The 11,091-nt window shown below is 46.1% G+C and carries 11 protein-coding genes and 2 tRNA genes; 12 read left to right on the forward strand and 1 reads right to left on the reverse strand.

Annotated features, from left to right (window positions below; genetic code table 11):
• Positions 1–42: 42 nt before the first annotated feature.
• The 4 genes from hprK (at position 43) to DWX28_RS14440 (ending at position 5,519) form a co-directional block, all read left to right on the forward strand.
• Entirely contained in the window at positions 43–975 is a 933-nt protein-coding gene (gene hprK / locus DWX28_RS14425) for an HPr(Ser) kinase/phosphatase (RefSeq protein ID WP_022215129.1), read from the forward strand.
• A 23-nt stretch (positions 976–998) separates the two neighbouring features.
• Entirely contained in the window at positions 999–1,934 is a 936-nt protein-coding gene (locus DWX28_RS14430) for an ROK family glucokinase (protein WP_022215130.1), read from the forward strand.
• 189 nt (positions 1,935–2,123) lie between these two features.
• Positions 2,124–4,784 (forward strand): transglycosylase domain-containing protein, encoded by a 2,661-nt coding sequence (locus tag DWX28_RS14435; RefSeq protein WP_118253301.1) that lies wholly within the window; start codon positions 2,124–2,126, stop codon positions 4,782–4,784.
• A gap of 81 nt (positions 4,785–4,865) precedes the next feature.
• Entirely contained in the window at positions 4,866–5,519 is a 654-nt protein-coding gene (locus tag DWX28_RS14440) for a YigZ family protein (protein WP_022215132.1), read from the forward strand.
• An 89-nt stretch (positions 5,520–5,608) separates the two neighbouring features.
• Here the strand turns inward: DWX28_RS14440 and DWX28_RS14445 are convergent, their stop codons facing one another.
• Positions 5,609–6,133 (reverse strand): peptidylprolyl isomerase, encoded by a 525-nt coding sequence (locus DWX28_RS14445; RefSeq protein ID WP_118253305.1) that lies wholly within the window; start codon positions 6,131–6,133, stop codon positions 5,609–5,611.
• A 94-nt stretch (positions 6,134–6,227) separates the two neighbouring features.
• Here DWX28_RS14445 and tsaE point away from each other — a divergent pair, with 94 nt between their 5' ends.
• The 8 genes from tsaE to DWX28_RS14485 all read left to right on the forward strand — a co-directional run bounded on the left by tsaE (position 6,228) and on the right by DWX28_RS14485 (position 10,929).
• Positions 6,228–6,659: a tRNA (adenosine(37)-N6)-threonylcarbamoyltransferase complex ATPase subunit type 1 TsaE gene (tsaE, locus tag DWX28_RS14450; protein WP_118253308.1), complete on the forward strand. Its 432-nt coding sequence runs from the start codon at positions 6,228–6,230 to the stop codon at positions 6,657–6,659.
• 17 nt (positions 6,660–6,676) lie between these two features.
• Positions 6,677–7,393: a tRNA (adenosine(37)-N6)-threonylcarbamoyltransferase complex dimerization subunit type 1 TsaB gene (gene tsaB / locus DWX28_RS14455; RefSeq protein WP_118253311.1), complete on the forward strand. Its 717-nt coding sequence runs from the start codon at positions 6,677–6,679 to the stop codon at positions 7,391–7,393.
• Positions 7,390–7,824: a ribosomal protein S18-alanine N-acetyltransferase gene (gene rimI / locus DWX28_RS14460; protein WP_118253314.1), complete on the forward strand. Its 435-nt coding sequence runs from the start codon at positions 7,390–7,392 to the stop codon at positions 7,822–7,824. The genes tsaB and rimI overlap by 4 nt, the downstream gene beginning before the upstream one ends.
• A 22-nt stretch (positions 7,825–7,846) precedes the next feature.
• Positions 7,847–8,758 carry a ribonuclease Z gene (locus DWX28_RS14465; RefSeq protein ID WP_022215137.1) on the forward strand — a complete coding sequence of 304 codons (912 nt, stop codon included), beginning with the start codon at positions 7,847–7,849 and terminating at the stop codon, positions 8,756–8,758.
• Between the two features lie 12 nt (positions 8,759–8,770).
• On the forward strand, positions 8,771–9,790 hold the full coding sequence (tsaD, locus tag DWX28_RS14470; RefSeq protein WP_118253319.1) for a tRNA (adenosine(37)-N6)-threonylcarbamoyltransferase complex transferase subunit TsaD: 1,020 nt from the start codon (positions 8,771–8,773) through the stop codon (positions 9,788–9,790).
• Between the two features lie 44 nt (positions 9,791–9,834).
• On the forward strand, positions 9,835–10,542 hold the full coding sequence (gene ispD, locus DWX28_RS14475; RefSeq protein WP_022215139.1) for a 2-C-methyl-D-erythritol 4-phosphate cytidylyltransferase: 708 nt from the start codon (positions 9,835–9,837) through the stop codon (positions 10,540–10,542).
• An 86-nt stretch (positions 10,543–10,628) separates the two neighbouring features.
• Positions 10,629–10,714, forward strand: a tRNA-Ser gene (locus DWX28_RS14480).
• A 125-nt stretch (positions 10,715–10,839) separates the two neighbouring features.
• Positions 10,840–10,929: transfer RNA gene (locus tag DWX28_RS14485), tRNA-Ser, on the forward strand.
• Positions 10,930–11,091 lie beyond the last annotated feature (162 nt).

Consider the following 11,091-nt stretch of genomic DNA (forward strand, 5'->3'; position numbering starts at 1 on the left):
AAGGCACTTGAAATATATAAACATTAAAGGAGAGCACATAATATGAAGGGTGTATTGATGACAAAGATGGTGCAGGAGCTGAATCTTACAAATCTGACTCCTGAGATTGACCTGTCAGACAAGAAGATCATAACCGCAGAGATTAACCGTCCTGCACTGCAGCTTACTGGTTATCTGGAGCATTTTGCCAATGAACGTGTTCAGATCATCGGTTATGTAGAATACACATATCTGATGCAGCTCAGTGATGAGAAACGCATGATGACATACGAGCGATTCATTTCCAGTAAGATTCCGTGTGTTATTTTCAGTACCATGACCAAGCCGTCTCAGGATATGATCGACATGGCAATTAAATATAATGTTCCTACATTTGTGACAGAAAGAACAACTTCAAGCCTGATGGCAGAGATCATCCGCTGGCTGGGCGTACAGCTTGCACCATGTATTTCCATCCACGGAGTTCTGGTAGATGTCTATGGTGAGGGGATCCTGATCACAGGAGAGAGCGGCATCGGCAAGAGTGAGGCTGCACTGGAGCTGATCAAGCGTGGGCATCGTCTGGTAAGTGATGATGTTGTAGAACTTCGTAAAGTAAGTGACGTCACTCTGGTCGGATCTGCGCCGGACATCACGAGGCATTTTATCGAGCTTCGAGGCATCGGTATCATCGATGTCAAAACGCTGTTCGGTGTTGAGAGTGTCAAGGATACCCAGTCTGTAGACCTTGTCATCAAACTGGAAGAGTGGGACCGCGACAAAGAATATGACCGTCTCGGTCTGCATGAAGAATACACCGAATACCTTGGAAACAAGATCGTGTGCCATTCCCTTCCGATCAGACCAGGACGTAACCTGGCTGTTATCGTAGAATCTGCCGCAGTCAACCACAGACAGAAGAAGATGGGTTACAATGCGGCTGAGGAACTCTACAAGCGTGTGCAGGCAAACATTGCACGTAAGAGAGAAGAATAAAAAATAAGAAAAGGTGGAGAAAAATGAAATCATATTGTTTTGGAATCGACGTAGGCGGAACTTCTGTAAAATGCGGTCTGTTCAACACAGACGGAACACTGTTAGAGAAATGGGAGATCCCTACCAGAACTGAAAATAAAGGCGAGAACATCCTTCCGGACGTTGCTGAGACGATCAAAGCCAAGATCGCAGAAAAGAATATTGACAAAGATGATATCGAAGGTGTTGGAATCGGAATTCCAGGACCGATCAACTCCAAAGGAGAAGCTGCCTGTGCAGTAAACCTCTACTGGGGATTCACACCGGTAGCTCAGATCTTAAGTGACCTCACAGGACTTAAGGCTCAGGCAGGAAACGATGCAAACGTAGCAGCACTCGGTGAAGCATGGAAAGGTGCAGCGGCAGGTTCTCAGAATGTGATCATGGTCACTCTCGGAACTGGTGTCGGCGGCGGAATCATCATTGACGGCAAGATCGTAGCAGGTTCCCACGGAGCAGGCGGTGAGATCGGACATGCACTCGTAGTCCGTGACGAAGCCGAAAAATGCAACTGTGGAAATCATGGCTGCCTGGAACAGTATGCTTCCGCAACAGGAATCGTGCGTGTGGCTGGAAGAATGCTTGCAGCTTCCGATGACGACAGTACCTTAAGAGAACTTCAGAATATCACAGCAAAGGATGTTCTGGACGCTTTCAAAGCCGGAGATGCAGTAGCAGTCCGTGTTATGGAGTATGTTGGAGACCTTCTCGGCGGAGCAATCGCAGGATTTGCTACAGTTGCTGATCCGGAAGCAATCGTTATCGGCGGCGGTGTATCCAAGGCAGGTCAGCCGCTTATCGACTGCATCGAGAAATACTATCAGAGATATGCATTCCCGTCCTGCAAGGAGACACCGATCGTTCTTGCAACACTTGGAAATGATGCAGGTATCTACGGTGCTGCCAAGATGGTACTCTGATAATCAGAAATTACATATTTTGAGCTGAACCTGAGAGGAAGAAGTCTTTTTACGAAGATTTCTTCCTTTTTTTAGAAAAAAATCCCAAAAAACCAAGGTTTTTGAAAGAAAATGTGAAGTTTTTAATTGGGGGCTTTATTTACGATTTTTTATTTGATATAATGGTACGGACTATAAAGGAGGAAAACCATGAATTACGGAAAAAAATCAGTCTCCAGGAAGCGGAATTCTCTGATTTCCCGTACCGCAATGATGGGTAAGAGAGCACATGTTTCTTTTATCAGAGTCCTGTTTGCGGTCCTGATCACAATATGTGTGGTCGTGGGATGTGTCGGGATTGGAGCTTTCAGGGGAATTATAGACAATGCTCCCGATGTGAATGATATTGATATTTCACCATTGGGATATGCGACTTTTTTGTATGATGGTGACGGAAATCAGCTTCGTAAATTAACGGCTCCCAGTTCCAACCGTCTGCCTGTCTCAATCGACCAGATTCCGGTGGATCTGCAGCATGCGGTAGTTGCGATAGAGGATGAGCGTTTTTATGAGCATAATGGAATTGACGTGCGCGGAATCCTGCGTGCTTTCGTAAAAAATATCACCTCAGGAAATCTTTCTGAGGGAGCAAGTACGATCACTCAGCAGCTTCTCAAGAACAATGTATTTACCAACTGGACCAAGGAGTCTACCTGGCTTGAACGTTTTACACGTAAAATACAGGAACAGTATCTTGCGGTAGAAGTTGAGAAGAAGATCAACAATAAGGATGTGATCCTTGAGAACTATCTGAATACCATTAACCTTGGAGCAGGAACTTATGGTGTACAGGCAGCAGCAAGGAAGTATTTTAATAAGGATGTCTGGGATCTGAACCTTTCAGAGAGTGCAACTCTGGCGGGTATCACACAGAACCCGACACAGTTCAACCCGATCGAACATCCAGAGGAAAATGCCAAGAGACGTAAAGAAGTTTTGGATCACATGATCGCTCAGGGCTATATTACACAGGCACAGTATGACGAAGTGCTCAATGATGACGTGTATTCACGCATCCAGGCTGCCCAGATCGAGAATTCTGAGACAGAGAATACGGTTTACAGTTATTTTGAGGATGAACTGATCGATCAGGTGATCAATGACCTGATGAATATTAAGGGATATACCAGAACACAGGCACAGAACCTTGTCTACAGCGGTGGTCTGAGCATTTATACAACACAGGATTCTGCAATCCAGAAGATTCTTGATGAAGAATATGCAGATCCGTCCAATTATCCGGATTATGTACAGTATGCACTGGACTATGCACTGACTGTCAAGAATCCTCAGGGTGAAGAAGTAAACTACAGCAAGGAAATGCTCGAGCTTTACTTCCAGAATGAAGATCCGGAATTTGACCTGCTCTTTGACTCTCAGGAAGAAGGTCAGAGTTATGTTGACCGTTATAAGGAAAGTATTCTCGCAGACGGAAGCACGGTTGTAGCAGAGCGTGTAAGCTTTGCACCTCAGCCACAGTCGTCCATGAGTGTAATCGACCAGCATACAGGATATGTCAAGGCGATCATCGGCGGTCGTGGAGAGAAGACTGCAAGTCTGACGCTGAACCGTGCAACGGATACAACCAGACAGCCTGGATCTACATTCAAGATCCTGTCTACGTATGCACCTGCTCTCAATGAGAAAGGCATGACACTGGCAACTACTTTTGAAGATGAACCATATAATTATCCGGATGGTTCACCAGTTAACAATGCATCGAGAAGTTATAATGGAACAACCACGATCCGCAAGGCAATCCAGAATTCTATCAACGTTGTTGCTGTCAAATGCCTGGAGGAAGTTACACCGGAACTGGGACTTCAGTATCTGGACAATTTTGGATTTACAACACTGGCACATGGCACAGAAGCAGATCGTGATGCTGATGGAACAGTATGGACAGATGCAAACCTCCCACTGGCACTCGGTGGTCTGACAAATGGTGTCACAAACATAGAACTGTGTGCAGCTTACGCGGCAATCGCAAACAGTGGAAATTATATTGAACCACTTTATTACACCAAGATCCTGGATCATAATGGCAATGTCCTGATCGAGAAAACATCTGCCGGACGTTCTGTTATCAAAGAAAGTACAGCATGGCTTCTTACAAGTGCAATGGAGGATGTTGTGACACAGGGTACAGGTACAGCGTGCCAGCTTGATAATATGACAGTCGCAGGTAAGACTGGTACTACAGATGCATACAATGACCTGTGGTTTGTAGGATATACACCATATTATACCTGTGCAGTATGGTCTGGATTTGACAATAACGAGAAACTTCCAGAGGATGCGAGAAACTTCCACAAGAATCTCTGGAAGAAAGTCATGACCCGTATTCATGAGGGACTTCCGGACAAAGATTTCGATATGCCTGCAAGTGTAGAGAAACTCAGTGTCTGCGCAGAGACAGGGCTTCTTCCGCGAGCCGGCTGCCCGATTATAACGGAGTACTTTGATATCGGTGATGTTCCAACGGATGAGTGCGACCAGCATTTCTATGGATATTCTGATTATGATAATTCTGATATGACGGAACACACCACAGAAGAGGGAATATATAATTCTGATGGTACACAGACAGATAATACGGACGATAATACCGGAGATAATACCGGAGATAATACCGGGGATAATACAGGCGATAACACTGGAGACAATACCGGAGACAACACGGGAGATAACACCGATAATACCGGAGACAATACCGGCGGAGACGACGGCGGAGATAACGGTGGTGATAATGGAGATAACACCGGAGGCGATGATGGTGGAGATTCTTCAGGTGGAGATGCCGAAGAATAATAAAGTATGAAACAGCAGCAGGCTGCAATCATCTGGCACAGGATGGTCGCAGCCTGTGTTGTACAGGCAGGGAGGATGAGAATGGAACAATACAAAACAGTACTGGAGGGCGGTACCGGGGAGATCGTCGAGAAGAAATCCCGCTTCATAGCAACGGTGCGCCCGGTTAAGAATGAGGAGGAAGCCCTGGCATTTCTGGAAGAGATGCGTAAGAAATACTGGGATGCCAGACATAACTGTTATGCATATTCAATCGGGAAGAACCGAGAATTTACCCGCTGCAGTGATGATGGAGAGCCATCCGGCACAGCAGGCCGGCCGATGCTGGATGTGATCCTGGGCGAAGATATCTATAATGTTGCAGTAGTTGTGACGCGATATTTCGGAGGAGTGCTCCTCGGAACCGGCGGGCTTGTCAGAGCTTACTCCAAAGCCGTGCAGGAAGGACTTGCAGGAAGCCTTGTGATCGAGAAGAAAAAAGGCATTTCTCTCAAGGTTACAACAGATTACACAGGAATTGGCAAGATCCAGTACATCGCAGGAGAACGTCAGATCCCGATCCTCGACAGCGAATATACGGACAAAGTTGTTCTGAAACTTCTTGTTCCTGACGCAGAAACAGAAGCTGTGCAGAAAGCCATCACAGAAGGCACAAACGGCAGAGCAGGAATGGAAAAAGAAAAAGAATTGTACTTTGCAAAAGTAAATGGAGAAGTTCTTACGTTTGAGGACTGACGATCGAAAGAACGATTATTTTGAAATTGAAATACAAAAAAAGCTGAACGCATGTGCAAAACAACGTTCAGCTTTTTTGCCTATTCAGATCAGCATTTCTCCGGTTCCGGATAATCTACGCCAAAAGTATCAACAGTCATAGACTTGATCTCCTGGTCGTCAAGCGGACGGTCTCTGAAGTCTGTCTCAGTCTCAGCGATTTTGTTGACAACATCCATGCCCTCGATCACTTTGCCGAATGCAGCATAGCTTCCGTCAAGATGCGGAGCAGCTTTGTGCATGATGAAGAACTGGCTTCCGCCTGAGTTTGGATGCATAGCTCTTGCCATGGAAAGAACACCTGGGGTATGAGCCAGATCATTTGCAACACCGTTCTGTGCAAATTCGCCCTTGATGCTGTATCCCGGGCCGCCCATTCCGGTTCCTTCCGGGCATCCGCCCTGGATCATGAAACCGTTGATGACGCGGTGGAAGATCAGTCCGTCATAGAATCCTTTCCTTACAAGGCTTATGAAGTTGTTGACTGTGTTTGGAGCAACTTCCGGATATAATTCTGCTTTCATTACATCGCCGTTTTCCATAGTAATGGTTACGATCGGGTTTTTATTTGCCATAATGATAATCTCCTTTTGCAAAAAGTATTGTTTTTCTTTGTGGGCTCTATTATAATATGCAAAGAACAATTCTGCAAGGAAAAAGGTGATTTGCGTGATAATAGAGACAGAAAATCCGGAGGAAACTTTTGCCCTCGGACAAAAAATTGGCAGAGCTGCCACTCCCGGACAGGTCTATACACTGACCGGTGATCTGGGCGTTGGCAAGACTGTTTTTACACAGGGGGTTGCATCAGGACTTGGAATCACTGAGCCGGTGAACAGCCCTACATTTACGATCGTACAGGTATACGAGGAAGGCAGACTTCCTTTTTATCATTTTGATGTATACAGGATCGGCGATATAGAGGAAATGGAAGAGATCGGATATGATGATTATTTCTTTGGAGAGGGTATCTGCCTGATCGAGTGGGCAGAGCTGATCGAGGAGATCCTGCCGGAAAACAGGATTTCCATAACCATCGAGAAAGATCTTTCCAGAGGATTTGATTACAGACGTATCACGATCGAGGGACTGGAATTATAATAATTGAGGAGAAAAAAATGAAAATTTTAGGTCTTGACAGCTCAGGGATCGTAGCTTCCGTAGCTGTTGTAGAGGATGATATTCTCGTAGCAGAATACACCGTAAATTACAAAAAAACACATTCACAGACACTGCTTCCGATGCTGGATGAGATTGCAAAGATGACAGAGCTTGATCTGAATACGATCGACGCGATCGCAGTCGCAGCAGGACCGGGATCTTTTACAGGACTCCGTATCGGTTCCGCAACTGCCAAGGGACTTGGACTTGCACTTAAGAAACCGCTTGTGGCAGTGCCGACAGTAGAGGGACTTGCATACAATCTGTATGATACACAGGGACTGATCTGCCCGATCATGGATGCAAGAAGAAAACAGGTCTACACAGGAATCTATCGTTTCGAGGCTCACAGACTTGTGACAGTAGAAGACCAGATGGCAGTGCCGATGGAAGAACTGATCACGAAGCTGAATGCATACCAGCAGCCGGTGACCTTCCTGGGCGACGGCGTACCGGTTTTCAAGGACCTGATCGCAGAGAAACTGACTGTACCGTACACATTTGCACCGGCACACGTAAATAAGCAGAGAGCAGCAGCAGTCGCAGCACTTGGACTTGTTTATTACAAAGAAGGTAAGATACAGACAGCAATGGAGCACATTCCGGACTACCTGCGTGTTTCTCAGGCAGAACGCGAACGTGCGGAACGAGAGAAAAAGGAGCAGCAGTCATGACTTTCCGGGAGATGCTGATCGAAGATCTGGATCAGGTCATGGAGATCGAGACAGATCTTTTTGCCATACCATGGACAAAGGAGGGAATGTTCACTTTCCTGACAAGAGAGGACACCATGTTCTTCGTAGTAGAAGAAAAGGGCAGAATCCTTGGTTACTGCAGCATGCAGACAGTGCTGGACGAGGGTGATATCCTCAACGTGGCAGTACGCAGTGACCGCCAGAAAGAAGGAATCGGCTATTTTCTGGTAGACAGCATGCTGATGCTTGCACAGGCACAGGGAATCAGCCTGGTTCATCTTGAAGTCAGAGAAAGCAACGGAACTGCCCGCAGACTTTATCAGAGACTGGGATTTGTCGAGGATGGACTTCGCAAAAATTATTATACCGATCCGCTGGAAAATGCGGTTCTTATGACAAAGAAACAATGAGAATTAGAAAAAGAGGAAAAATATGTTAGATGTTTGTTTACTTGGAACCGGAGGGATGATGCCGCTTCCAAGACGCTGGCTGACTGCCCTTATGACAAGATATAACGGAAGCAGCCTGATGATCGACTGCGGCGAGGGAACACAGGTGGCAGTCAAGGAAAAAGGCTGGAGTTTCAAACCGGTCGATGTGATCTGCTTTACCCATTACCACGGAGATCATATCAGCGGACTTCCGGGACTGCTCCTTACCATGGGCAATGCAGACAGGACAGAACCACTTACACTGATCGGTCCGAAAGGACTGGAGCGGGTCGTAAATGCATTACGGGTGATCGCACCGGAACTTCCGTTTGAGATCCGGTTTATCGAGATCACCAAACCAGAAGAAGTCATTGAGATCAATGGATACAGGATCACTGCATTCAGAGTGAACCACAACGTGATCTGTTATGGATACACACTTGAGATTCTGCGCCAGGGCAAATTTTCACCGGAACGCGCGAAGGAACAGGAGATCCCGCTGAAATACTGGAATCCTCTGCAGAAGGGACAGACCATAGAAGCAGACGGTGTTGTATATACGCCGGACATGGTGCTCGGACCAGACCGTAAGGGGATCAAAGTTACCTATACCACAGATACCAGACCGACAGAGTCTATCCTGCGCAACGCAAAAGGCTCAGATCTTTTTATCTGCGAGGGAATGTATGCCGAGGAAGAGAAGCTTGAGAAGGCCAAGGGCTACAAGCATATGATGTTCCGCGAGGCAGCGACACTTGCCAGGGATGCAGAGGTAGGAGAAATGTGGCTGACGCATTTCAGCCCGTCACTGATCCGGCCGGACGAATATATGGATAAAGTAAGAGAGATCTTTCCGAATTCATACCCGGGCAGGGATGGCAAAAGTGTAGAATTAAATTTTGAAGAAGACTAGAGGTGTCTGAATATGGAAGATACATTAATTTTGGCAATCGAAAGTTCCTGCGATGAGACCGCCGCTTCCGTAGTAAAAAACGGCCGGACGATTTTATCCAACGTGATCTCATCACAGATCGAACTTCACAAATTATACGGAGGAGTTGTCCCGGAGATCGCTTCCCGTAAACATATCGAGAAAGTAAACCAGGTCATCGAGGAGGCTCTCAAAGAAGCTGACGTTACTCTGGACGATCTGGACGCGATCGGTGTAACTTACGGACCAGGACTTGTAGGAGCGCTTCTTGTGGGCGTAGCAGAGGCAAAAGCCATTGCCTATGCCAAGAAACTTCCACTGGTAGGAGTGCATCATATCGAAGGACATGTTTCTGCAAACTATATAGAGCATCCTGATCTGGAACCGCCATTTTTGTGCCTGATCGTTTCCGGCGGTCATACACATCTTGTTATCGTCAAGGATTATGGAGAATTCGAGATCCTTGGACGTACAAGGGACGATGCAGCCGGCGAGGCATTTGACAAAGTAGCACGTGCGATCGGACTGGGCTATCCGGGTGGACCAAAGATCGACAAATTATCCAAAGAAGGAAATCCGAATGCCATCGTATTCCCGAAGGCCAAGATTGGAGACTGCCCATATGACTTCAGCTTCAGCGGTGTCAAATCAGCAGTCCTGAACTATCTGAACCAGGCTCAGATGAAAGGAGAAGATGTAAACCGCGCAGATCTTGCAGCTTCTTTCCAGAAAGCTGTCGTAGATGTGCTTGTAGAACATACCATGCAGGCAGCAAAGGATTATCATATGGACAAAGTAGCGATCGCAGGCGGAGTTGCATCCAACGGAACACTTCGGGCAGCGATGGAAGAAGCATGCCAGAAACACGGATACAAATTCTATCGTCCGTCACCGATCTTCTGTACAGATAATGCGGCAATGATCGGAGTGGCAGCTTATTACGAATTTAAAAAGGGAACCCGTCATGGCTGGGATCTGAATGCAGTTCCGAACCTCAGATTAGGTGAGAGATAAAATCCTTTTTACTTTATTAAGAAAGATTTGATGGAGGGCTTATTATGAAGCAGGAGAGAAATACAGCGATCGTTCTGGCAGCAGGACAGGGCAAAAGAATGCACAGTAAGATCCAGAAGCAGTTTCTGGAGATCGATCACCGCCCGGTTCTGTACTATTCACTGGAATGTTTTCAGAAAAGTCCTCTGATCCAGGAAATTATTCTGGTAACAGGAGAAGAAATGATTTCCTATTGTAAAAGAGAAATCGTAGAACGCTATCATTTTACAAAAGTAACCAAAGTGATCGCAGGCGGCAAGGAGCGATATGATTCTGTATATCAGGGGCTTCTTGCCTGCGAAGACTGCGATTATGTATTTATACACGACGGGGCAAGACCGTTCATAACAGAAGAAATCCTGGAGAGAGGTATCTTTGGAGTGCAGGAGACAGGCGCCTGTGCAGTCGGCATGCCATCCAAAGATACCATCAAGATCGCAGATAAGGATGGATTTATCCAGTCTACACCGGACCGCAGCCAGGTGTGGTCTATTCAGACACCACAGATCTTTGCATATCCCCTGATCAGATCCGCCCATGAGAGCCTGCGTGCAAAAGACATGTCAGGAGTCACCGATGATGCCATGGTAGTAGAGCAGGAAAAAGGCACCAAGATCCGCCTGGTAGAAGGCTCCTACCAGAATATCAAGATCACAACACCAGAAGATCTTGATGTTGCAGAAACTTTTTTGAAAAAATATAAAAAAATGTAAATTTAGGTGTTGACATGTGCGAAGTTCGATGATAGAATATGTCTTGCGCTGACAGAGAAGCGCAAAAAACACTGAAAAGTGAATACGGAGAGATATCGAAGTGGTCATAACGAGGCGGTCTTGAAAACCGTTTGTCCGCAAGGGCGCGTGGGTTCGAATCCCACTCTCTCCGCTTGTTAAGAACAAAAAAGATTTTGAAAAAAGTCGAAAAAGTTCTTGACAAAAGAAAAACAACGCGATATAATATAAAACGCTTCTGGCAAAGAAATAAACCAAAGCGATTGCGTAGGGCAATTTGGAGAAGTACCCAAGCTGGCCGAAGGGGCTCCCCTGGAAAGGGAGTAGGTCGTTAATAGCGGCGCGAGGGTTCAAATCCCTCCTTCTCCGTTTCAAAACTTCTTAGATAAAAAGTTTTGAAAAAAAGTTAAAAAAGTTCTTGACAAATAGTTGAGAATGAGATAAAATAAACGAGCTGTCGCAAGGCGGCAAGTAAAGAACCTTGATAACTAAACAGTGAAACACATACGATTCTCGAAAATTCTTTAAGAA

The organism is Blautia sp. AF19-10LB (genome assembly GCF_003461245.1).
Lineage (GTDB): Bacteria > Bacillota > Clostridia > Lachnospirales > Lachnospiraceae > Blautia_A > Blautia_A intestinihominis.

What these genes read in the sequence shown, in the direction of transcription:
- hprK (WP_022215129.1), top strand. Translation starts at nt 43, where the DNA reads ATGAAGGGTGTATTGATGACAAAGATGGTGCAGGAGCTGAATCTTACA.
- DWX28_RS14430 (WP_022215130.1), top strand. Translation starts at nt 999, where the DNA reads ATGAAATCATATTGTTTTGGAATCGACGTAGGCGGAACTTCTGTAAAA.
- DWX28_RS14435 (WP_118253301.1), top strand. Translation starts at nt 2,124, where the DNA reads ATGAATTACGGAAAAAAATCAGTCTCCAGGAAGCGGAATTCTCTGATT.
- DWX28_RS14440 (WP_022215132.1), top strand. Translation starts at nt 4,866, where the DNA reads ATGGAACAATACAAAACAGTACTGGAGGGCGGTACCGGGGAGATCGTC.
- DWX28_RS14445 (WP_118253305.1), bottom strand. Translation starts at nt 6,133, where the DNA reads ATGGCAAATAAAAACCCGATCGTAACCATTACTATGGAAAACGGCGAT.
- tsaB (WP_118253311.1), top strand. Translation starts at nt 6,677, where the DNA reads ATGAAAATTTTAGGTCTTGACAGCTCAGGGATCGTAGCTTCCGTAGCT.
- rimI (WP_118253314.1), top strand. Translation starts at nt 7,390, where the DNA reads ATGACTTTCCGGGAGATGCTGATCGAAGATCTGGATCAGGTCATGGAG.
- DWX28_RS14465 (WP_022215137.1), top strand. Translation starts at nt 7,847, where the DNA reads ATGTTAGATGTTTGTTTACTTGGAACCGGAGGGATGATGCCGCTTCCA.
- tsaD (WP_118253319.1), top strand. Translation starts at nt 8,771, where the DNA reads ATGGAAGATACATTAATTTTGGCAATCGAAAGTTCCTGCGATGAGACC.
- ispD (WP_022215139.1), top strand. Translation starts at nt 9,835, where the DNA reads ATGAAGCAGGAGAGAAATACAGCGATCGTTCTGGCAGCAGGACAGGGC.